Annotated in this window: 19 protein-coding genes; 6 read left to right on the plus strand and 13 right to left on the minus strand. The window is 60.2% G+C overall.

Annotation, left to right across the window (positions count from 1 at the left end; genetic code table 11):
- Window position 1: 1 nt before the first annotated feature.
- On the plus strand, window positions 2–2,062 hold the full coding sequence (locus ACZ6WW_RS12465; RefSeq protein ID WP_465274471.1) for an ATP-binding protein: 2,061 nt from the start codon (window positions 2–4) through the stop codon (window positions 2,060–2,062).
- A 25-nt stretch (window positions 2,063–2,087) separates the two neighbouring features.
- Here ACZ6WW_RS12465 and ACZ6WW_RS12470 read toward each other — a convergent pair whose 3' ends face one another.
- The 4 genes from ACZ6WW_RS12470 to ACZ6WW_RS12485 all read right to left on the minus strand — a co-directional run bounded on the left by ACZ6WW_RS12470 (window position 2,088) and on the right by ACZ6WW_RS12485 (window position 10,473).
- Window positions 2,088–4,463, minus strand: a complete 2,376-nt coding sequence (locus ACZ6WW_RS12470; protein WP_465274472.1) for a DNA polymerase II — start codon at window positions 4,461–4,463, stop codon at window positions 2,088–2,090.
- A gap of 100 nt (window positions 4,464–4,563) precedes the next feature.
- The gene (locus ACZ6WW_RS12475; protein WP_465274473.1) at window positions 4,564–6,084 is read right to left on the minus strand and encodes an efflux transporter outer membrane subunit; all 1,521 of its coding nucleotides are present in this window, start codon (window positions 6,082–6,084) and stop codon (window positions 4,564–4,566) included.
- A gap of 17 nt (window positions 6,085–6,101) precedes the next feature.
- Window positions 6,102–7,265 (minus strand): efflux RND transporter periplasmic adaptor subunit, encoded by a 1,164-nt coding sequence (locus tag ACZ6WW_RS12480; RefSeq protein WP_465274474.1) that lies wholly within the window; start codon window positions 7,263–7,265, stop codon window positions 6,102–6,104.
- 13 nt (window positions 7,266–7,278) lie between these two features.
- Window positions 7,279–10,473: an efflux RND transporter permease subunit gene (locus tag ACZ6WW_RS12485; protein ID WP_465274475.1), complete on the minus strand. Its 3,195-nt coding sequence runs from the start codon at window positions 10,471–10,473 to the stop codon at window positions 7,279–7,281.
- 146 nt (window positions 10,474–10,619) lie between these two features.
- On the opposite strand from ACZ6WW_RS12485, the gene ACZ6WW_RS12490 reads away from it, so the two are divergent.
- Both ACZ6WW_RS12490 and ACZ6WW_RS12495 read left to right on the plus strand, forming a co-directional pair.
- Entirely contained in the window at window positions 10,620–11,300 is a 681-nt protein-coding gene (locus ACZ6WW_RS12490; RefSeq protein ID WP_281850842.1) for a heavy metal response regulator transcription factor, read from the plus strand.
- Complete coding sequence (locus ACZ6WW_RS12495) at window positions 11,300–12,700, plus strand: heavy metal sensor histidine kinase (RefSeq protein WP_465274476.1); 1,401 nt, start codon at window positions 11,300–11,302, stop codon at window positions 12,698–12,700. The genes ACZ6WW_RS12490 and ACZ6WW_RS12495 overlap by 1 nt, the downstream gene beginning before the upstream one ends.
- Here the strand turns inward: ACZ6WW_RS12495 and ACZ6WW_RS12500 are convergent.
- The 4 genes from ACZ6WW_RS12500 to ACZ6WW_RS12515 all read right to left on the minus strand — a co-directional run bounded on the left by ACZ6WW_RS12500 (window position 12,691) and on the right by ACZ6WW_RS12515 (window position 16,416).
- Entirely contained in the window at window positions 12,691–13,740 is a 1,050-nt protein-coding gene (locus tag ACZ6WW_RS12500) for an alpha/beta fold hydrolase (RefSeq protein ID WP_465274477.1), read from the minus strand. The two genes, ACZ6WW_RS12495 and ACZ6WW_RS12500, sit on opposite strands and share 10 nt — an antisense overlap.
- A 150-nt stretch (window positions 13,741–13,890) precedes the next feature.
- Window positions 13,891–14,670 (minus strand): LytR/AlgR family response regulator transcription factor, encoded by a 780-nt coding sequence (locus ACZ6WW_RS12505; RefSeq protein ID WP_281850839.1) that lies wholly within the window; start codon window positions 14,668–14,670, stop codon window positions 13,891–13,893.
- Window positions 14,663–15,754 carry a sensor histidine kinase gene (locus ACZ6WW_RS12510; protein WP_465274478.1) on the minus strand — a complete coding sequence of 364 codons (1,092 nt, stop codon included), beginning with the start codon at window positions 15,752–15,754 and terminating at the stop codon, window positions 14,663–14,665. Before ACZ6WW_RS12510 ends, ACZ6WW_RS12505 begins: the two co-directional genes overlap by 8 nt.
- Before the next feature lie 125 nt (window positions 15,755–15,879).
- A complete protein-coding gene (locus ACZ6WW_RS12515; RefSeq protein ID WP_465274479.1) occupies window positions 15,880–16,416 on the minus strand; it encodes a Cif family virulence factor in 537 nt (178 codons plus the stop codon).
- Between the two features lie 277 nt (window positions 16,417–16,693).
- Here ACZ6WW_RS12515 and ACZ6WW_RS12520 point away from each other — a divergent pair, with 277 nt between their 5' ends.
- Entirely contained in the window at window positions 16,694–17,851 is a 1,158-nt protein-coding gene (locus tag ACZ6WW_RS12520) for a 3-keto-alpha-glucoside-1,2-lyase-like domain-containing protein (protein WP_465274480.1), read from the plus strand.
- Window positions 17,852–18,151: 300 nt separating this feature from the next.
- Here the strand turns inward: ACZ6WW_RS12520 and ACZ6WW_RS12525 are convergent, their stop codons facing one another.
- The 4 genes from ACZ6WW_RS12525 to ACZ6WW_RS12540 all read right to left on the minus strand — a co-directional run bounded on the left by ACZ6WW_RS12525 (window position 18,152) and on the right by ACZ6WW_RS12540 (window position 20,155).
- Window positions 18,152–18,580 (minus strand): HD domain-containing protein, encoded by a 429-nt coding sequence (locus ACZ6WW_RS12525; RefSeq protein ID WP_465274481.1) that lies wholly within the window; start codon window positions 18,578–18,580, stop codon window positions 18,152–18,154.
- 44 nt (window positions 18,581–18,624) lie between these two features.
- A complete protein-coding gene (locus ACZ6WW_RS12530) occupies window positions 18,625–19,053 on the minus strand; it encodes a hypothetical protein (RefSeq protein ID WP_465274482.1) in 429 nt (142 codons plus the stop codon).
- Window positions 19,050–19,382 (minus strand): autorepressor SdpR family transcription factor, encoded by a 333-nt coding sequence (locus ACZ6WW_RS12535; RefSeq protein ID WP_465274483.1) that lies wholly within the window; start codon window positions 19,380–19,382, stop codon window positions 19,050–19,052. Before ACZ6WW_RS12535 ends, ACZ6WW_RS12530 begins: the two co-directional genes overlap by 4 nt.
- A gap of 191 nt (window positions 19,383–19,573) precedes the next feature.
- Window positions 19,574–20,155 (minus strand): TetR/AcrR family transcriptional regulator, encoded by a 582-nt coding sequence (locus tag ACZ6WW_RS12540; RefSeq protein ID WP_465274484.1) that lies wholly within the window; start codon window positions 20,153–20,155, stop codon window positions 19,574–19,576.
- Between the two features lie 125 nt (window positions 20,156–20,280).
- On the opposite strand from ACZ6WW_RS12540, the gene ACZ6WW_RS12545 reads away from it, so the two are divergent.
- Both ACZ6WW_RS12545 and ACZ6WW_RS12550 read left to right on the plus strand, forming a co-directional pair.
- Complete coding sequence (locus tag ACZ6WW_RS12545; protein WP_281850825.1) at window positions 20,281–21,276, plus strand: aldo/keto reductase; 996 nt, start codon at window positions 20,281–20,283, stop codon at window positions 21,274–21,276.
- Window positions 21,277–21,382: 106 nt separating this feature from the next.
- Complete coding sequence (locus tag ACZ6WW_RS12550; RefSeq protein ID WP_465274485.1) at window positions 21,383–22,315, plus strand: bifunctional helix-turn-helix transcriptional regulator/GNAT family N-acetyltransferase; 933 nt, start codon at window positions 21,383–21,385, stop codon at window positions 22,313–22,315.
- Between the two features lie 96 nt (window positions 22,316–22,411).
- Here the strand turns inward: ACZ6WW_RS12550 and ACZ6WW_RS12555 are convergent, their stop codons facing one another.
- Window positions 22,412–22,978, minus strand: a complete 567-nt coding sequence (locus ACZ6WW_RS12555) for a DUF922 domain-containing protein (RefSeq protein WP_465274486.1) — start codon at window positions 22,976–22,978, stop codon at window positions 22,412–22,414.
- Window positions 22,979–23,004 lie beyond the last annotated feature (26 nt).

Genomic DNA, 23,004 nt, shown 5'->3' on the forward strand with positions numbered 1-23,004 from the left:
TATGTCCGACGAAATCCTGATCGCTGAACTTCGTGCTCGCCTGCAAGAGGCAGAGGAAACACTCGACGCCATTCGCCAGGGTGAAGTCGATGCCGTTGTAGTGGGAGGCCCGTCAGGGACACGCGTCTACACGCTCGAGAACGCCGATCGGCCCTATCGTGTGCTGGTGGAGAAGATGCAGGAGGGCGCGGTCACGCTGAGTCGGGATGGGACCATCCTGTACTGCAATGAGCGTTTCGCGACCCTGGTGGACTTCGTTCGCGAAAACATCATTGGCATCAAGATCGATCTCATCCTGTCACCCGGGGAGCGTAGCGTCTTTGCAAGGTTGCTCGAACAAGGTACGTCGAGCGGAACGGAGCTGACGCTGGTCTCAACGCGGGGGACTCGCGTTCCGGTGCTGGTGTCATTTGCCAACGTAACGGTCGCCGATGATGCGCCAACCGTGGTGTGCGCCGTATTTACCGATCAGACCCTGGTTCGCCAGCGTAACGATGAGCTGACCGTAGCCAACGCCAGGTTGGGCCAGGAGATCGAAGATCGCCGTCGCGCAGAAGAGAGCCTGTTTGTCGCGCTCGACGCAGCCGGGATGGGTAATTGGGATTTTGACCTGGCCACGGGATTCCTGCAGCGATCGCCGCGTTACGAAGAGATATTCGGGCGTCACGACGCGCTGTCGCCATTGCGTATCGAAGCTACCTTGGACTATTTCCTTGCGGAGGACCGTCAGGATGTCGCGGCGGCGTTCGACTCCGCAAAAAAGTATGGAAACATCAGTTTCGAGAAACGTATCCGCCGAACAAGCGATGGGGCGATCCGATGGGTTCATGTCATCGGTCGAACGTACTACCGCGATGAAAAAGCCGTGCGAATCGCAGGTGTAGTTTCCGATGTCACGGATCGTCGTCTTATGGACGAGCAGTTGCGGCATGCGCAAAAAATGGAAGCACTCGGACAGCTCACTGGCGGGGTTGCGCATGACTTCAACAATCTGCTGATGGTCATTGGCGGCAGCCTGGAACTTCTTGCCGACCGGGTTCCGCGCGACGAGCGCTCGCAAAAGCATCTGAATGCCGCGAAGCTGGGTGTGTCCCGCGGCGAAAAGCTCAATCGACAGCTTCTGGCTTTTTCGCGGCACCAGGATCTTCACGCCGAACCGGTATGCATCGACGATCGTCTCGAAACGTTCCGCCTCCTGCTGGACCGTGCCATCGGTGAGACGATCAGCATCGAAATCAAGCCTGCGCCACAGACATGGTACTGCCTGACCGATCCGCACGAGCTCGAGACGGCGATGCTTAACCTCGCCATCAATGCACGCGATGCCATGCCCAATGGCGGCACGCTGACACTCTCGACGCGGCCGCAGCATGTGGACGCTCGATCGCATGTACCCACTGGCATCAAACCAGGCGACTATGTGGTGATCGAGGTCACCGATACCGGTACGGGCATGTCACCGGAAATCGTCGAACGCGTCTTCGAACCATTCTTCACCACCAAGGGCGTGGGTCACGGCACCGGCCTGGGGCTCAGCCAGGTTTACGGTTTTGCCAAGCAGTCGGGAGGGTTTGTCTCCATCGATAGCTCCCCGGGCGCCGGTACAAGCGTGCGTATCTATTTGCCTCGTACCGAAGATCGGTCGTTGAACGCGGGCGTCCTGCCCGATCGCGAAGTCGCCGCAACAGGCCAGGGTTTGGTGCTCCTGGTAGAAGACGACGACGATGTACGCAAAGTAGCGCACGCGATGCTCGAGGACCTCGGCTACACCGTAAGAGAGGCCGACAACGCACCAAGTGCACTGGGCATGTTGCGGACTGGCCCGGCCGTCGATCTCGTTTTCAGCGATGTCATCATGCCCGGCGGCATGAATGGCGCACAGCTTGCCCTGTCGATCAGGGCCGAATTTCCCTCGATTCCGGTATTACTGTGCTCGGGGTATACCGCGCAACACCTGACCGCCGAACAGGCGCTCAATGAGATTCGATGCTTGCGCAAGCCATACACCGCGGCGGAACTGGCCGAGGCAGTCGTCGCGGTCATTCGTCGAGACGACCCATAGACCAGGGTTCCTCGCACGCAGCTCATTAGAACAGCTCAGCCTGCTGCGATATCAAGACATCGAACCGGCCGCCTATCGGGGAGAGGATCGCCTCGGCGATAGGCCTCAACTGATGAAGCAGGTAGTGGTCGTAGTCGACGGCCGAACGCAATACCTCCAGCGGTTCCGGGCCATTGACGGTCATCACATAGTTGATCCATCCGCCATTCTGATACTGCAACGGACGGCGAAGCCGGGCGTTGTGCTCATCGGCCAGACGAGCGGCGCGGACCTGGGGCGGAGTGATCCGGTCGTAGGAATCGAGCTTTCCGCGTAGCCGCTTTCGGTAGGTAAGCAGGTCGTTGAGTTTTCCGGCGCGCAGGTCGGCCACATAGTTCCTGATGAAATCCGCATAGGGTTCCTCTCGGAAGATCTTTTCGAAAAGCTCCCGTTGAAACCGCTTGGCCAGCGGCGTCCAGTCGCTTCGCACCGTTTCCAGGCCACGAAAGACCAGTTCCTCCTGGCCGTGGTCATTCAAGACCATGCCGGCATAACGTTTCTTGCTGCCCTGATCGCTTCCGCGGATCGTCGGCATGAAGAATCGCTGATAGTGCGCATCGAATTCGATTTCCAGATAGCAATCGATATCCAATGACGCCTTCAGTTGCTCTGCCCACTTTGTATTGATGTGGGTAACCAGTTGGTCGGCGATGGCCAGTGCCTCGTCTTCCGGATAACGTTTTCCGAGCCAGATGAAGATCGAATCCGTATCTCCGTAGATCACCTCGTAGCCTTGCGCCTCTACCCATGTGCGTGTCTTTCGCATGATTTCGTGGCCACGTAGCGTCACGGCGGAGACCAGCTTGGGATCGAAGAACTTTCCGCCCGCGGCGCCGAGCACGCCGATGAACGCATTCATCAAAAGCTTGAACGCCTGCGACAGAGGCGCGTTCCCTGCCGCCTTGGCCTTGTCGCGTCCAGTCCATAGCTGGGTGATCAGGCCCGGCAGGCAGTGCTTGCTGCGCGAGAAGCGCGTGCCCTTGGGTCCCGGAATCGTGGCCTTGGGATCGGTGGCGAGCATGCCTTCGGCCAGGCCGATCGGATCTACCAGGAACGTGCGGATGATCGAGGGATAAAGGCTTTTATAGTCCAGGACAACGATGGAGTCGTAGATGCCCGGACGAGACTCCATGACGAAACCACCAGGGTACGATTCGCCGGTGCGTGCGCCGGTGTTGGGAGCTACGTAGCCTTCGCGATGCATGCGCGGCAAATACAAATGACTGAAGGCAGCGATGGACCCGCCCATGCGATCCGCCTGCAAGCCGGTGACGTTCGCACGCTCAAGCAGAAACTCCATAAGCTTCGTCTTGGCGAAGATGCGCGTCACCAGCTCACAGTCTTTCAGGTTGTAGCGGGCCAGGGCGGCCTTGTCTTCGTTGAAGCGACGTTCGATCTCCGCCATGCGGCTATACGGATCGTCGATGGCCTTGCCTTCGCCAAGCAACTCCTGTGCGACGGTTTCGAGACTGAACGAGGGAAAGCTCCAGAGCGCCGAACGCAGTGCCTCGATGCCGTCGATAGCCAGTCGCCCAGGGATGGTCGCGAAAATGTAGCCTTCGCGCCGTTGATGGTTTCGCCACTCGATGGGCGTGCCGCCACGTCCAAGCGTCAGGACCATTCCGCACGTATCCGCGCATGCCTGGAGCAGGCGAAGATCGAACTGGATCAGGTTCCAGCCGATGATGACGTCGGGGTCGTGATGGCGAAACCAGTTGTTGAGAGCGACGATAAGCTGCGCGCGTTCCTCGTAGTAGCTCAGCTCGAAATCCAGGGCGGGTACATCCCCGGCATGGGGACTGCCGAGCATGAAGACCTGCCGTTGCCCGCATCCTTCGAGCGCAATGGAGTAGAGCTCGCCTTGCGCACTTGTCTCGATATCCAGCGACACCAGGCGAAGCGCCGGACGATAGCTTTCGCCAGGCCGCAGGCGCGGATTGACCAGCGTGGCCGTATCGCCGTTACCTTCCGTCTCGACGACGATGCTGGCGGTGATGAATCGCTCCATCAGATAGCGATCATCCGGGCGGATATCGGCCTCAAGGAGTTCGATGCCTTCCTTGGCCAGCCGTTTCTCCAGCTTGAGCAGGGTCCGATATCCGCGGGTATAGAGCCCGATGACGGGCTCTTGCTCGAACGTCTTCATCGGCAAGGGCGCCAACCCCACGTCGCTCTCGTTGCGGATCAGCGTCTCGACGTTTGCACGCGCAGCCGCACGAACGAAAGCTACGTTTCGCTGACCCGTGACAAGTACGCGGCGGGCGCCGGACTCGGTCGCCAACCACAACTCGATATCGCTGCCATCCTTCGTGTCGCGCCAGTGGCGAGTAAGGATGTAGCCGTTCTCATGACGTGTGCTCACCGGCCCATTTTAACCAGGTAGCACCACCTCGACGGTGCGGCGTCGTCGCGTGAGCGGCCGACGCCACCGCTGCCAGGTGGCTATCCCGGCGCGCGGCCACCTATGGACTCGAAGGGGCAGGCCCGTGTCCCTCCAGGGCAAGCGTTCCGGAAACATGCGACGCGTCGTCGACATGCCAGCCGCCGCCGATAGCCTTGATCAAACGGATATCCGATTCCAATTGGCGCCGTGACAGCTCGACATAGGCGCGCCGCTGGGCAAGGCTTACGCTTTGGGTGGTGACGACTTCCAGGTAATCGGTCGCCCCCGCTTTATAGCGGGTGAGTGACAGTTGTTCGGCTCGACCGGACGCGTCGACGGCATGCAGCTGGGTGCCGGCTTCGTCGGTAAGCACATGCACCGACGACAGATTGTCCTCCACGTCCTGGAAGGCCGAAAGTACGGTTTGCCGATAGTCGGCGGCGGCGCCATCTTCATTGGCCTCGGCCTGATGCAACGCCTGTTTGCGGCGCCCTCCATCGAACAGTGTGCCGACCAGTGCCGGGCCAATGGCCCAGAAACGACTGGGAAGCGCAGCCCATTGGGCTATCCCGGATGCTTCTACGCCACCGGATGCAGACAGCAGCAGATCCGGAAAGAATGCTGATGTCGCCTCACCGACGTCGGCATTGGCCGCGGCCACCCGGCGTTCCGCGGCGGCGATATCCGGCCTTCGTTCCAGCAGTGTGGACGGGACGCCCGGCGGGACGAAGGGAAGGCTGATCGGCGCCGTAGAAGGGGAGATAGTCAACTCTGCGGGTGGCACGCCGATCAACGTGGCAATGGCATGTTCATAGTGCGCACGACTTTCGCCCAGGTCCACCCATTGCGCGTTAGCTACCTGCAACTGCGTTTCTGCCTCTGCCAGATCCGACTCGGATGCAATGCCACCGGTAAAACGTACCTGCACAAGGTCGCGCGCTTTCGTGTAGTCGGCAACCGTTTGCTGAAGAAGAGCGGCCTCGGCGTCGGCGCTTCGCAGATCTACATAATCGATGGCAAGTTCGGCGTGCATGGCCAGCCGCACCGATGCGAGGTCGGCCTCGCTGGCCTGGAAGCGTGCTTTGGCCGCGTCGACCTGATGGCCGATGCGGTCGAAGAGATCCGGCTCCCAGGACACGTCCAGTCCGGCGTCATAGTCCGACACGGTCTTTCCGGCGAGCGAGCGTCCCACGACGTTCTGCGAAGTGTGGTTGCGATTGGCATCGATACCGGCTGTGACCGTTGGATAGTATGCCGCGCGTGCTTCCCTGGCCTGCACCTTCGCGGCACGTAGATTGGCCACGCTCCTGGCGATTGACTGATTACCCGCATCGACGCGCGCTTCGAGGCGATCGAGCGTGTCATCGCCGAACAGCGTCCACCAGTCACTGCGGTTTGCCGCATCGGCCGGATGGGCCGGAACCCAACCGGGAGCGGCGCGCTGCGCTTCGGTTACCTGGGCCGCAGCTTCCTTGAAATGATCAGGCACCTTGATCGATGGCCGGACATACGCCGGCCCTGGCGTGCAGCCCATGGCAAGGGTGGTCCCGACAATGACCATGAGTGCGTAAGTGCAGCGTGGAACGAGTGGAGTACGCATAAGTGTTTCGCCTTCGCTCAGTTCGCGTTCGAGGGATGCGGATTGATGCTTACCGGTTGCCCGTCGCTGATGGCATCACCCGGATTGACGATGACCCGTTCGTTACCGCGCAGGCCGGTTTGGATGTCGACGCGCGTACCGAAGTCCCTTCCCAGCGTCACCGGCATCAGTTGCACGCGGCCTTTGCTGTCGACCGTGGCCACTTCGACACCCGCAGGACGAAACAGAAGCGCATTGGCTGGCAATGACAGCGTGGCCTTTCCGGCGGTGAGCGCGAGTGTGACCTGCGCGTAAGCGCCAGGCGGAATGGAGCCATCCGTATTGGCCATGTCGATCTCGACACGCAGCGTGCGGCTGACCGGATCGATGGCGCCTGATGTGCGCGCCACGCTGCCCACGAATGTTCTACCCGGGTATTGCGGCAGGGTCACGGTGGCGCGTGAGCCGAGGGCCACGTCGGCGGCGTTGTCCTGCGGTACATTGACGAAGACACGTAGCTTGTCGGTCTCCGCCAGTTTGAACAACGCTGCCGGCGTACCGCCGTTGCCTGCATCGATCAGGGCACCCACATCGACATTGCGTGTGGTTACGACGCCGTCAAAGGGAGCATAGACCTTTTCGAAAGATTGCAGTTGCTGCAATCGGCTCACGTTTGCCTGCGCGGCCGACAGCATGGCTTGCTTTGCCTTCATGGTGCTCACGTTCTCCTCGCTGGACTGCTGGGAGACGGCATTGCTCTTGAGCATGTCTTCCCAGCGTGCCGCGGTCACCTTGGCGATCTGATAATTGGCCGATGCCGTCGCCGCATCCGCACGAGCCTGCGCCAGCTCGGCATCAATCTCCGGCGATTCAATCTCGGCAAGCAACTGCCCGCTGTGAACGTGCGTGCCGATGTCGACCAGCCAGCGACCGAGATAGCCGCTCGTGCGCGCGTAGATACTGGCCTCCTGGAAAGCTTCGACGTCGCCGGGCAGCACCAGAGACTGTTGTAGCGGTGCATGATCGGGAGCGATAACGGCTACCGTTGGCACGCTGAGTGCCTCTGTCTGGTGCACGACGGCCGTGTGCGCGGACAGCCGTGGCAAGCTGCCCGCGATCAGTGCCAGGCATACGGCAGCAATGGCGGCCGCGATGTAGCGTCGCGAATGTGAGGGTGCGGAAAGCGGTGTAGATGCGGACATGGTGTCTCTCCCGTCAGGACATCGAATGGGGGGAAGGAAGCGCGGGCAGGGACTTCTGGCGACGGTCGAGCCAGGTATGTACCGCGGCAAATACCGCGGGAACGAAGACAAGCGTGGTCACGGTGCCGAACATCAGGCCGCCGATCACCACACGGCCCAGCGGCGCGTTTTGCTCGCCGCCATCTCCCAGCCCCAACGCCATCGGCAGCATGCCGATAAGCATGGCGAGCGCCGTCATGAGTACCGGGCGGAAGCGGGTGGCGCCGGCATCGAAGGCGGCTTGAAGCGGCGTCGCACCTTCATGAATACGATCGCGCGCGAAGCTGACCACGAGAATGCTGTTGGCCGTGGCGATACCGATACACATGATCGCACCGGTAAGCGCCGGTACGCTGATGGTCGTTCGGGTGACGAACAGCATCCAGGTCATGCCGGCCAATGCGCCCGGCAGCCCGCTGATGATGATGAGTGGATCAGTCCACGACTGGAAGTTAACCACCATCAACGCGTAGACCAGCAAAACCGCGAACGTGAGTCCAAGCAGCAGCCCTTTGAAGGAGGACTGCATGGTCTGCACCTCGCCACGCACGGCAATACTGGAGCCGGCGGGAAGATGCGTTCTTGCAGCGGCAACGAGGCGATCGATATCACCGCTCACGGCACCTAGGTCGCGTCCCTGGACGCCAGCGAATATGTCGATGACGGGCTGCACGTTGTAATGCGAAACCACGGCATCCTGCGAGGCGCGGCTAAGCGTGCTCAGTGAGCCTAGGATGGACGGCTCCGCTTGTTTGCTGCCGTTGTCTGTCGTCAGGGGGATATTGCTCAGGGCCTGCAACGAATCGATGGTGTACTGAGGCGCTTCCGTCATCAGCGGATAGCTCACGCCGTTTTTCGGGTTCAGCCAGAAATTCGGCGATGTCTGCGAGCTGCCGGACAGCGCGATCAGCAGGTTCTGTGCGATAACGCGCTGCTGAAAGCCGGCCTGGAGGGCCTTGACGCGGTCGACATCGACATTGATGGACGGCGCATCGTCCGGCTGCTGGATACGCGGATCGACCAGGCCGTCGACATGCCGCAGCTGGGCCTGCAGATCCTCGGCGACCTTGCGGTTACCGACCTTGTCGTTGCCCACGATCTGCACGTCGATGGGCGAAGGCAAGCCAAAGTCCAGCGTCTGGCTGATGATGTCCGCCGGGAGGAATGAGAACGTCACGCCCGGAAACTCGTGATTGAGATGGTCGCGAAGCGCGGTGACGTACGCGGCTGTGGGGTGATGGTCGGGATTGAGGGAAATCAGGATATCCGCATCCGCCGAGCCCACGGGCAACGAGGAGTCATAGGTCATGTTGATGCCACTGACCGGAAGGCCGATGTTGTCCAGCACGCTGCCCAGTTCCCGGGGCGGAATGATGGCTCGGATGCGTTGTTCCACCAGATCGACCACGCGCGCCGTCTGCTCGATACGGGTGCCGGTGTGTGCTCGCATATGCAGACGGATCTCACCGGTGTCCGAGGTCGGGAAAAAGTCACGGCCGAGGAATGGCACCAGCAGCAGGGAGCCGCCGCAGACGATCACAAACACCACCGCCAGACGACGCGGATGGGCGAGCACGGTCCGCAGCATCTGCTGATAGTGCGCATGAATGCTTTCGAAGCCGTGCTCGAAACGTTGCTGGAACCGACGAAGCCAGCCAAATCGGCCCTGACTGGCATCCCCTGCGGCACGATCATTGCGAAGCATGTACATCGCCAGCGTGGGAATGAGCGCGCGCGAAAAGAAGTACGAGGCCAGCATCGCAAACACCACCGCCTCGGCAAGCGGCACGAAAAGGTAATGCGCTACGCCGGACAGCAGGAACATCGGCAGGAACACGATGCAGATCGACAACGTCGACACCAGGGTGGGCAGCGCGATCTGTGCCGATGCATCGATGATCGCGTCGTGCAGCGACTTGCCCATGTCCCGATGATGACTGATCGCCTCGATGGCCACGGTGGCATCGTCGACAAGAATGCCCACGGCCAGCGCCAGCCCGCCCAAGGTCATGATGTTGATGGTCTGCCCGAGCGCGGAGAGCGCGATAAGCGAGGTCGCCACCGAGAGGGGAATGGTGATGGCAATGATCAGCGTGGAGCGCCAGCTGCCAAGGAACAGGAGAATCATGATGGCCGTCAGACCCGCTGCAAGCAGACCCTCGCGAACCACGCCCTGCACGGCCGAGCTGACGAATACCGATTGATCGGAGACTGGCTTGACGTCGAGTGCCTTGGGAAGTCCTGCGGTAATCTTCGGCAGCAATCCCTTGACGGATGCAATGATGTCGAGCGTCGATGCGTCGCCCGACTTCTCCACCTGCAGTAGCGCGGAGCGCGTGCCGTCCACCCGCACGATATTGGTTTGAGGCGCGAAACCATCGCGTACTGTCGCCACATCACGCAGATAGGTAACCCCGCCATCGGTTGCCTTTACCGGCATCAGGTTGAGTGCGTCGACGGAAGTCGGGCTGCCATTGAGGTTGACGTTGTATTCGAGCGCACCGATCTTGGCGGTGCCGCCAGGCAGGATCAGGTTCTGCGCGTTCACGGCGTCGACCACATCCAGCGGCGACAGACCATGGGCCTGCAAAGCCTTCGGGTCGATGTCCACCATGATCTGGCGCACCTTGCCGCCGAACGGCAGAGGAATAGCGGCGCCTTGTACGGTGGCCAATTGGGTGCGGATGAAATTGTTGCCAAGGTCATACAGCTGCTGCTCGGGCAGCGTACGACTGGACAGCGCCAGCTGCAGGATCGGCACCGTGGAAGCGTTGTACGAGATCACCAGCGGTGGCAGCGTACCCGGCGGAAGCACGCGCAGGATGGACTGCGCGTTGGCTGAGGCCTCTGCAATGGCGCGATTGATGTCCGCGCCCTCGTGGAAATACACCTTGATCACGGCGACACCGTTGACCGTTTGTGATTCCACGTGCTCGATATTGTCGACGTCCGACGTCAATGCACGCTCGTAGGGCGTGGTAATGCGGTTGGCCATGTCGTCGGCCGAAAAGCCGTTGAACGACCATACGATGCTCAACACGGGAATGTTGATATTGGGAAAGATATCGGTCGGCGTCCGCAACACCATGAGCGGGCCGATGATGGCCAGCAGCAACGCCAGCACGATAAAGGTATAGGGTCGCCGTAGCGCCAATTGGACGATCCACATAACGGGCTCCCTCTTTCACAGATCAGGTCATGCGGAAGGCTAAAGACCAGGCGCTTGCGCACCCCTGACAGCTTCCTGACGAATCTGTAATCACGCCCCCGGGACGTCGCGCGTATGATGCGCTCAGGCACCCCGCGAGAGTTCCCATGCGCCTGCTGGTCATTGAAGATGAAAAGAAAGCCGGCGAGTACCTGAAGAAGGGACTCGAGGAGTCCGGCTTCACGGTGGATGTGGTGGCCAACGGCATCGACGGCCTGCATCAGGCGCTGGAGGAGGACTATGACCTGATAGTTCTGGACGTCATGCTCCCGGGCATGGACGGATGGGAAATTCTGCGCCGCCTCCGCATGAAGAAAGACACGCCGGTGCTGCTGCTTACGGCGATCGATGAGCTGGAAGAGCGTGTCCGCGGACTGGAGCTCGGCGGTGACGACTACCTGGTGAAGCCGTTTGCGTTTGTCGAGCTGCTGGCGCGCATCCGAACCCTGCTGCGCCGTGGCCCGCCACGCGATATCGAACATGTCCACATCGGCGACCTTGAAATCGATGCCGTACGTCGTCGGGTGAAGCGCAATGGCCAGCGCATCGATCTGACACCCAAGGAGTTCGCCTTGCTTCAGTTGCTGGCGAGACGGCGTGGCGAAGTGCTGAGCCGTACGCAGATAGCGTCATACGTGTGGGACATGAACTTCGATAGCGATACCAATGTGGTCGAAGTCGCCATCCGACGCTTGCGGGTAAAGATCGATGACGGTCACGACACCAAGCTCATCCATACCGTACGGGGCATGGGTTACGTGCTGGACGAAGAGCACGAGGGAGCCTGATGCATCGCCTTTCGCTCAGTGCGCGCCTGACGGTCACCTTCGTGGTCATCATCGCGACGTGTTTCATCCTGGTGGGATGGCTTCTCTATCGAGCGGCCGAGCATCGCGTTTACGAGCAGGATGAAACCAATCTGGTGCTGTCCGCGCGCCATCTTCGGCGGCTCGTCGCCGAGCTGGATTCCCTTGATGACCTCAAGGCTCATCAGGATCGGATGGTGGTCAGTGTTCTTGGCGACCCCAGCAACGCGTTGCGCATGGTCGATGGCACGGGAAAGACCGTCATCGACTACAACCCGACGGGTTACCCATTGGATCTCCCGAGCGCGGTTCCTATCGGGCAACGCATCATCGCCGGCATGTTGCACACGTGGTATGGCGATCATGGGTTGCCCGTACATGGCATAGCGGTGACGGGGCAAGTACGCGACGGGGCCCAGGTGACGATTATGGTGGCGCGCTCGTTCGCCGACCGCGAGGCACTGCTGCGACGTTATGGCAGGGATATGGCCATGCGGCTATTGGCCGGGATGATCGCGGCGATTGTGCTCAGTCATCTGTTGGTGCGCCGGGCGCTGCGGCCTTTGCGCTCCATGGCGATCGATGCGGCCACCATCAACGCACAGAGCCTTCACACGCGCCTGTCGGCCGGCAACGCGCCTGCGGAATTCCACGCCCTTTCCGGCGCGCTCAACGAGATGCTGGATCGACTTGAGGGCGGCTTCGCCCGGGTATGGCAGTTCACCGTGGATCTTGCTCACGACCTGCGTACACCGGTCGGCAATCTGCGAGGCACCAACGAAGTAGCGCTGACTCGGGCGCGTACTGCCGTGGAATACCAGGCGCTGCTTGCCTCCAATATCGAGGAATGCGACCGCGTGAGCCGGACCATCGAAAGCGTCCTGTTCCTGGCGCGTGCGGACAACCCCCAGTTTGCCCTTCAGCGCGTACACCTGGATATCGGCATCGAGCTGGAGCAGATCGTCGATTACTTCGAAGGCATCGCCTCGGAAGCCGGAATCGAAATCCGTATCCAGGGGCAAGCCAGCATCAGCGCGGACCGCGAACTGTTTCGCCGAGCCGTGGGAAATCTTCTGTCCAATGCACTGCGTTATACCCCGCCGGGACAGACCATTACGCTCTTTACCGAGCATATGAATGGCGCGGTGACTGTCACGGTGGAGAATCCTGGGGCCGGTATTGCGCAAGAGCACCTGGAAAAGCTGTTCGACCGCTTCTACCGGGTGGATCGTTCCCGTAGCGATTCGGCGAACTCCACTGGTCTGGGCCTATCTATCGTGAGAAGCATCATGGAGCTCCATGGTGGCAACGTCACGGTAGATAGTCATCCAGAGGGAATCACACGGTTTGTGCTCTGGTTCCCTAGCTCCCATCAAAGGTGATCGGCGTCGATCACGGCCTGCGTAAACGCCTGCGGTGCTTCTTCCGGCAAGTTATGGCCGACACCGCCGGTGATCAGACGAAACTGATACTTGCCGGTGAATTGCTTGGCGTACGCCTCCGGTTGCGGATGCGGTGCGCCATTGGCGTCACCCTCCAGGGTGATGGTAGGCACGGAAATCTTCGGAAACTGAGCCAGTCGCTTTTCCAGGACATCGTATTTGGCTTCACCCTTGGCCAGGTCCAGCCGCCAGCGATAGTTGTGGATCGTGATAGCCACATGGTCCGGGTTATCGAGTGCGGAGGCGCTGCGCTCGTAGGTGGCGTCGTCGAAGTTCCACTTCGGTGAGGCGAGCTGCCAGATCAGCTTGGCGAAATCGCGATGGTTCTTCTCGTAACCGATCCGACCGCGCTCGGTGGTGAAGTAATACTGATACCACCACTGATACTCGGCCTTGGACGGCAAGGGCGCCTTGCCGGACTCCTGGCTACCAATCAGGTAGCCGCTGACGCTTACCAGCGCCTTCACCCGTTCCGGCCACAGCGCTGCGACGATGTCCGCCGAGCGCGCACCCCAGTCGAAGCCACCCAGCACCGCGTGCTTGATGTTGAGCGCGTCCATGAAGTCGATAACGTCCTTGGCCAGTGCGGCAGGTTCGGCGTTTCGCATGGTGTTCTTGGACAGGAAACGGGTCTCGCCGTAGCCACGCGCATACGGGACAAGCACCCGGTAGCCTTTCGCGGCCAATGCCGGCGCGACATCCTGATAGCTGTGGATGTCGTAGGGCCATCCATGCAAAAGAATGACGACCGGACCATCGGCCGGCCCCAGCTCCGCGTAAGCGACATCCAGCACGCCAGCATGGACATGCTTCAGCGGGCCCAAGGCATCCTGGGAAACGGGGGCCGGCATGGTGGCCTGGCTCGGCTGCATTTGCGCGGATTGAGCATGCAGGCTGCCCGCCACGACCTGGGTTGCCAGTATCGCCATGGTCGCCGCCGCCAAGAAACTGCGGCCGCTGAGATTCGTCTTCTTGTGCATGGTCCTCTCCAGTAAGTAAACGATCGGCTCGTTTGGTGTGGATAGAAGACCACGGTGGCGAATCCCGGATATGTCACCGGATGCGCCAAAAGGTATCGCAATGTGCAAAGGTCCAGCCCGGATACATTCCGATACAAAAGCCGGACCGCCTTACAACGACTGCCCGAGCCGGGCCTCAAGCAAGGGCCGAAAGGTGCGGCTGACATGGACGCGGTGGCCGCCGCGCAGGACGAGATCGAATTCACCGTGGGTGGCCGGCTCCAGATGCACGATGCTGTCGATGTTGACCACGGTCGAGCGATGCACGCGAACGAAGCGGCGCGGATCGAGCCGTGCGACCAGTTCGCCCAGGGCAGCGCGATGGATGATGCGCTCGCGCCCCACGTGCAAAGCCACGTAGACGCCCGCGCTTTCGATGCAGTCGATCGATTCGACCCGGATCAGATCGGTCTTGTCGCGCTCCCGGATGACGATGCGATCGAGAAACGGTTTGTCCAGGTGGCGGCTATCGAGCAGTTGGAGCACGTTCTGGCCGAACTCGCGCAGATGCCTGTCGTCCAGGCGCGCCTTTGCGCGGGTGAACGCAGCCTCCATGCGCTCGTCGCCATAGGGTTTGAGCACATAGTCGATGGCGGCCGATTCGAACGCACGCACGGCGTGCTGATCGAAGGCCGTCACAAAGACCGTTACGGGCATGCGCTCGATGCCGATCGTGTCGATTACGCCCAGCCCGTCGAGCCCTGGCATTTGAACGTCCAGAAAAACGACATCGGGTTGCTTTTGCAGGATCGCCTCGACGGCATCGAGCCCATTCTCCGCCTCCATGATGTCGCCAACATCGGCATCGCTTTCCATCAACTCGCGCAGACGCTGACGCGCCGGCAGCTCGTCGTCCACGATAAGGATCCGATAAGCGCTTGCTTCACGCATCACTGAGCGCCTCTGCCGTGTGGATGGGTATCGAGACACGAACGCGCGCACCGCCACCTTCGCGTGGGCCGATATGGAGGCTCGCGTTCTGCGCAGGATGAAGCATGGCAATACGTTCGCGGGTGACGCTCAGCCCCAATCCAGCGCGGTCATCCGTCCAGCTGTCGCCAAGCCCGACCCCATCGTCCTCGACAGTGATGTACAGCGTGGCAGCGTCGACCGATGCCTTCACCCAGACGGTGCCGCCGCCCGGGCGAGGCGACAGCCCATGGCGAACCGCATTTTCGACCAGCGGTTGCAGAATCAGTCCTGGCACCATGAGGTCGCGGGTGGACGCAGGGACATCGACGATGACATGCAAGCTGTCACCAAAGCGCATCTTCTGGATGGCGAGGTAATGACCGAGAAACTCGAGCTCCTCGCCGAAGCGCACTTGCTGTCGGCGCCCGGATTCCAGCGAAAGACGCAGCAGATCGCCCAGTTGCTCGATCATTCCACGAGCCAGCTTGGGCTGGCTTACGACAAGTGAGGAGATGGTATTGAGCGCGTTGAAAAGAAAATGCGGATCGAGCTGCATGCGCAGGACATTCAAGCGTGCCTCGGAAAAATTCCGCTCCATCCGTTCGAGCCTCAACTGTGAAGCAAGATAGTGCTGGCTGTATTGCATGGCCTGCCAACCGCCGACCACGAGCAGGTAGACCAGCAGACTCCACAGGAATCCGCCCTTCAGCGTCTCATCCAAAGGACCGAGGCCCATGGCGTCAGGCCATGCGAGCACACCCATCGCCGCCCGGAGCAGGGCGGCGATGTAGCAGTACACCAGAGTGGTTGGAATGCCGATAGCGATGTGAACGGCGAGCCGTGTTCCAAGGCTGCTTACAGCGATGGGCAGGCGCCGATCCACCGCAATGATCGCCGGAACCAGCAGTCCCCACGCCCACCACTCCGCCAACGAAGTACGCAACACGGGCCACCATGCCGCGTTCGACGCAAAACGTGGCACCGCGAAAACCACACCGACAGCCGTCCAGACCAGCAGTGAGATAAGCGTCAGGCGCAGCCTGGAATACGGGGCGTTCTCCATACGTGGAACATGGTTTCGAATGTGACGCACCATCGTCCTCACCGGTTTCGCCGAACGCGCATGCCATCCTACACCGGTGTATCGATCCGACCTAAGCTAACGGATTCGACGAGCCGATGGCTCGTTCATGCCGTTCCGGGATTCGAGGAATAAATGATGGCAACGATACGCCAGCCATCCGTCGTCTTGACCAGCTGCCATGTTTCGTCGCCGCGATTCTCCGATTTGCCGTCGATAACAAAGTCGAAGTGAAAGTAGACCGATGCTATCGCACCGTCACTCATGATGCGGACGTCGGTATGGCGCGGATCGAGATTCGACTTTGTGCCGGATACGAAGCTCGCAAAATCCTTATAGCTGCTGACGCGGATTTTCTGTGCCGAGGGGTTCTTCGCTCGCGCCGCAGCGAACGCCTTATCGGACAACACGGTTGCCCACGTGTCGCCGTGGTCCAGAAAGAGTCTGGAGACGCCATCACCGTCATGTGTGGTTACGGCATGGTGGAAGACATCCATGACATGCTGAATATCTGTCACATCCTGCGGTGTCGCACCCGCGGCGTCACCGGATCGATCCATTGCGTTGACGTTGAAGCCCAGTAGCAAAAGGGCGGCCGCGATAAAAATGATTCTTTTCATAAATGCCTCATTGGATAGGTGCATACGACAACGAGGTAAAAATAGATTTCCCTGAAGGTGATGCGGACGCGGATGTTACGAACCGGCCCAGGGGCATCATCAAACGGTCAAAGATCGGCGCCCAGGTGGAGAGTGTCGCTTGTCGCATCGGACGTGTGGCCTCTGTTTATGGCGGCGGCAAAGATCTGTTGGGAAGCGAATCTTCCGTCTCGGTACGCATCTGATCCGCTTTGCATCATCCCGCCGGTCGCCGAAGGGATATGCCCCTAGGGTGAGCGCACTCAATCTGAGATAGCTCCCCATGCAAAAGCGTTCCATTCGCTCCGTCTTTGCGCTCGGTATTCTGGGCACGGCATCGGCTTGCGCATCTTCGGTCACACCCTTGCCGATTCCATTGGTAGCCGACCATTGGCAGGCAAGTGGCAACGCGACATTCATCACCAGGGAGGCCTTTCCGCACGGCATCCTTCAGGTGACCTCCGAGAGCGAGCAGGGCTTTGTCGCGTTGAAAGACCAGCACTTTGACAGCGGCACCATCGAGTTCGATATCAAGCCTGTTGGCGAAGAATTTCCGGGCATTCGTTTTCACCAGCAAGATGGCGACACGGCCGACATGCTGTATATCCGGGTCGGTCCCGACTGCCCCGCGTCCCAAGACTGTCTGCAGTACGTTCCCATCATCAAAGGACGCGTGTTGTGGGATGTCTATCCGCAGTATCAGGCGCCGGCGCCTTTTCGTGAAAACGAATGGAATCACATTCGGTTGGTCATTTCAGGTAAGCGGATGAGCGTCTATGTGAATGGCCGCACCGAGCCATCGCTAAGCGTCGAGCATCTGGAGGGTGAGGCAAGTACTGGAACCATCGCATTCGAGGGCACCGCTTACTACGCGAACCTCACACTTGCCCCAGGCGTGACGGATGGCCTCGATCCCCATGCTCCCGTGGACCCCGCGGAGGGCGATCGCCGCTATCTCGTTCGATGGCAAGCTACCGATCCCGTATCGATGGAAACCACGGACCATCTCGGCCTATCGGACATGCCGTCTTCCGGCTTGCATTGGTCGCCGGTCACGGTCGACTACGGTGGCCTTGTCAACCTGAGCCGGTTTCACGCTCCGGCACCCAAGCAGGCACCCGCGCAAGTGATCTGGCTTCGCACCACGGTGCGGTCCGATCGCGAACAGGTACGGCATGTGGCCGTAGGCTGGTTGCGCGAGATCTGGGTCTATGCAGACGGTAAACCCGTATTTTCCGGCAAGAACCGCTACAACGTAAAAGGCGGCCGTAAAACGCCTGATGGTCGCCTGTCATTGGAGAATGGCGGCTTCGATCTTCCCTTGCATAAAGGAACCAACGACATCGTCGTCGCTATCGATGGCAACACCCCTGACATGAGAGGCCGTTATGGCTGGGGTTTCATCATGCGAATGGATCGAGCCGAAGGCGATCCGCGATAGAAACGCGCTATCGCGGATCGCGGGCATCGTTGCTTGCCTACTAAAGAGCAATGGTCAGCGTATAAGACCCGCTATTGCCGATGATCCCTATTGTCGAGTTGCAGGCTGTAGCGATATCGGCCGCGTCGCCTAGAATGGGCGTCAAGACTCGGGCAGATACCGCCGACTGTCCGTTGTAACGGCCGGACGCGATGGTTCCCATTTGCGCGACGACGAAATTTCCATTGACTTCAGTGATCGTGCTTGTTTTGAGTGGATGAGCGCACTGTGTTTGCCCATTGAGGCCTTGCGGAAGCAGCCCTAGTCCGATACACCAAGCAAAATCGATCGGACCAATTTGTACTCTTCGAGCCTCGCATAGTCGCGTTCCGAGGGTTCGGGTATCCGCGACAGGTCCATGTTTTCCGCGTTGTCGGCGAGCTTTACCAGGCGTGCCATGGGATCCAGCTTTGCCCGATGTGCTGCATCGAGCCGTGATTCGCCCTTGCGCTTGGTCAATGCATCGACAGCCGATATGACTTCCGGCGGGAAGCCCTCCGTCTTAAGAGCATCCAGCGTTACGGCGGAGTCCTCGACAACATCGTGGAGCACGGCGGCCATTCTCTCCGTCGTCGAGTTCATTCGGAACATCACTCGAAGCGGGTGAAGAATATAGGGTTGCCCCGCTTTATCGACCTGGCCAGCATGAGCTTCCGCAGCGATGGCTATGGCTCGTTCAAGAGTTGCCATGTGTTCTCCGTTGAATCAAATAGGTGGCCCTGTCTCTAGGGGTCTCAATGGCCCCTCGACGCACGGCATGCAGCAGACTTCCACACCGTATAGCCGAGCGAGACAACGATACTGGCGCCGACCGCAGTCATGGAGGCGATTCGTGCGAACTCCTGCGGCGCGAAGGCCCATAGCGCGGCCCATGCCAGAAACGCCAGCGTCATGGCCCAACTGCTCACGCGCCTCACCGCCTGCGCCAACGTCGCGTGGTGGAGAGAGCGGGGCGGCGGTCCGTACATCTTCGGGATGAGGTTGCAGTAGGCCGCCATGGCGAGACCGAGAATGACGTTGTACCCACGCATCACCAGCGCGGCGTCGATCCATCCTTGCCTGCGGGCCAGCGCGAGCAGCAGCGAAGCGCCAATCATGACCGCCCCGAGTTTGAGACCCAGGAGGATGTCCTGTCTGACACGGGGATGGAGTTTCTCGCTCATGGGTCGGCTCCTTTTCGGGTTGGTTTGGGTTGGGCCGCGCCAGCGGCATCCGATGGCGTGCGCTCTCCCGTGCCGATGCCGAACAGCTGGGTGAAGCCCAGCAGTGCGTCTTCGAGCACCGACAACTTCAATTGATAAATGATGGTCGTGCCGATCTTGTTGGCCTCGATCAGGTCAGCCTCGCGCAGCACCGCAAAATGCGCCGACATGGTCGGCCGCGACACCGCGAAATGCTCCGATAGCTCCCCTGCGCTCATCGGGCGCTGGCGGAGCAACTCCAGCACTCTACGGCGGGTAGGGTCGGCCAGGGCTTTGAAGACGGTGTTCATTGTTGATATTTAGCTAAACATCTAAATTAGAGTCAAGTAAAATCTCGGTGGCTGGCTAAATTATTGTCTATACGAAGATTTCATGGCGAAGAAGGCCAGGTTCGCCGGATGCATCTGGGGCATCGGATCCTGCAACCGATCCGGTTTGGCAGCAGCAATGTCAGCCCATTTTCGAGTGACGCGGCCTCAACTCAGCTGGGCCATCCTCGCAGCGCCCTCGACACCGTCTTATGGAGATCATCGCGGCTGGCGCCAGATTGCGCATCCACCGCCAGGCCCCAGCCCATCGCCAATACAAAGCGACTGAGCGCGTCGACATCCTCATCGGCGCGCAGGTCTCCCGTGGCCTGTGCCTGTTCCAGCCGCTTGAGCAACCTGGCACGTCGGCCTGCACGTAACGTGGAAAGTTTTTGCCGGATCGGCACGGCACTGTCGGCACAAGGCAGCGCGCAGTTCATCGCCAGACAACCCGCGGGATAGTCCGGGTCCGTGTAGAGATCGGCAAGCCGGTACAGCATCATCTCGATGGCGCCGCGTATCGTCGGTTGCGTCAGTGCTTCTTCGGCATACAGCAGCCGGGTCTTCCAGTAACGATCCAGCACGCGCTCGAACAAACCTTCCTTGCTCTTGAACGCAAAGTAGAAGCTCGGCGGCGTTATGCCCATGGCCTGGGTCAAATCGGCGAGCGACGTCAGCTCGTAGCCATTGCGCCAGAACAGTCGCATGGCCACATCCGTGGCCTGATCGATATCGAATACCCGCTCGCGCGCCATATGCCGCCTCCGGAGTGCTGCCGCCTGATAAATATAGTGACCACTATACAACGTCGCCTGGCCGGGCTTAATATAGCGATCGATACATAAAGACAACGACCCGCTATTCCTACCTGAGAGCCGCCATGCAATACACATCTTTCGGCCGCACCGGCCTGACCGTCTCGCGCCTTTGTCTGGGCACAGGAACCTTCGGCAAGCAGACCGATGAGGCCGAATCCTTCCGGATCTTCGACATGGCCGCCGAGGCGGGCGTGAATTTCATCGACACCGCGGACATGTATCCGGCCGGCGTCGGCTTCGATGAGCGCGGCCGCTCCGAGGAGTTCACCGGGCGCTGGCTCAAGGGCAAACGTAACCGCTTCATTCTCGCCTCCAAGGCAGGCGGCGGCATGGGGCCATTGCCCTGGGATCAAGGCACGTCACGCAAGCATCTGCTCGACGCGGTGGATGCTTCGTTGCGGCGCTTGGCGGTCGATTACATCGACCTCTATCAATTGCACATGGACGATGCAGCGACACCGCTCGACGAAACCATCGAAGCACTCGATGCGATCGTGCGTTCCGGCAAGGTGCGTTATATCGGTGTATCGAATTTCCTGGCTTACCGGCTGGCGCGCGCGCTTGGCCGCCAGGATGCGTTGCGGCTGGCGCGTTACGTCTCGGTGCAGCCCCGTTACAACCTGCTGTTTCGCGAGATCGAGCGCGAACTGCTGCCGCTGGCTACCGAAGAGCATCTTGCAGTGATTCCATTCAACCCGCTCGCGGGTGGGTTGCTGACCGATCGCTACCAGTTGCAGGACAGCCCCGAGACAGGGCGTTTTTCGGCCGAGCTCGGACAGTTCGGAGCCATGTATCAGCAACGCTATTGGCATCAGCGGGAGTTCGAGAGCATCGCAAAGCTGCGCGATATCGCCGCTCAAACCGGCGAACCGCTGGCCAGACTGGCGATCGCCTGGAACCTCGCCAACCCCGCGATCACCTCGGTCATTCTGGGCGCGAGTCGTGCGGAGCAACTGCGCGACACATTGACCGCCGCCGACTATGCCTTGCCAGCATCGGTCAAGGCCGAATTCGACGAGGTCACCATCGAGTACCGCCGCGGTGACGCGGGCAAATAGCGCGCAGGCAAATAGAGGATGAGATGCAGCATCTGGTCATGGCTGCCATATAGTTGACTAAGTCAACTATATGGAGTGAGATAGGACTCCTCCCGTGGGGTGCGCGATGACCGGAAATTTACTGAGCGACCAGGCAGAAGCCGTTCGCAGCTTCAATCGGTTTTATACCCGCCAGATCGGTGTTCTCGATGAAGGTCTTCTGGCTAGCCCGTTCTCGTTGACGCAGGCTCGCGTCCTGTTCGAGCTAGGTACCCGCAAGGCTGTGACGGCGCGCGAGATCGGCGACACCCTGGGCCTGGATGCGGGTTATTTGAGTCGCATGGTGCAGAACTTCGTCACGCAGGGACTCATTCATCGCCAGCCGTCCGCCCAGGATGGCCGGCAGATCGTTCTGTCACTCACCCCGGAAGGGAAGAAAGCTTTTCGGCAGCTCGATCGAAAATCTCATGCGGTCACGGCCGAACAACTGTCCAAGCTGTCGCCGGCGCAACGCGAGCGGCTGTTGCTGCTGATGCAGGGCGTCCAGCGCACACTGTCGCCTGAAGTCGGCCATGGCAGCGTGACCATCCGACAGCACCGCGCCGGTGACATCGGTTGGGCTATCGAACGTCACGGCCAGATATACACCGAACAATTCGGCTGGAACGAAGACTTCGAAGCCTTGGTCGCTACGCTGTTCGCCCAGTTTGCGACCAGGCATGATCCTGCAACGGAACGCTGTTGGATCGCCGAGGTGGACGGTGAGCGAGTAGGTTGCGTATTCGTCGTTCGCAATACTGACGACCCCACCGTCGCTCAACTACGTTGCCTGCTTGTCGATCCGAAGGGACGCGGCCTGGGCATCGGCAAACGCCTTGTCGACGAATGCCTGGCGTTCGCTAAGTCCGCCGGTTACGCCAAGATGATGTTGTGGACCAACGATGTGCTGACATCGGCGCGCCGCATCTACGAAGCGGCTGGTTTTACGCTCGCCAAAGAGGAACGCCATCATAGTTTTGGCCACGATCTGGTGGGTCAGATCTGGATGCGGAATCTCTAACCGGACCGGGGCGATGGGTTTGTCTGGAGGAACGAGCGGGAGGGCGCTGGCGGTACTCTTTTTTGAAGGCGGGCATCAGCGACATGAACCCCGCTTCTAAGGGAAATGCGCGCCTTGCGTTTCGCCATGATTCGTCTTGTCGTCGTACTCGAGCTCCAGCCTGTGATGAGCATCGATGACCGCAGCGATAAGATCGTTGATCTGCTGGGCCAGTATCTGGCAGTCCGCTGCGGGGCCAAGGGATTTCGCGCGAGCCAACATGTCCTGTTGTGCGTCTTCGCCTATTTCAAAGTGTCCATTCTCGTGAGTTCTTAGCGCAGCGATGTAGCGCTCCCATTGCTGCACGAGTTGTGGCGAAGGGCGTTTGGGCTGAACCCAGTGAGGCAAAGTCATGTCGACGTTCAGCGTTGCATCGAACTGCTCGAGCACGCAGCGGTTTCCATCTATATGCCAGCGATAAGAGGTCTGAATCTTCCATTCGGTCACGCCCTGCATCCGACGGCCCTGCAGAATGAGCGGACTGTTCCTGTCCAGGTCGCGCGCAATCTCGTTTACTGTCGACCCGTGCACATCATAGGTATGAATCGTCAATGGTTCTGTCGCGTCCGCGGCGTGCAAGCCCGAACAGAAAATCGCCGCTGCCATAAACATCGCTTTACGCAAGCTATCCCCCGGGTCGCAAGCTTACC

This window comes from Dyella sp. NPDC103356 (genome assembly GCF_055584465.1).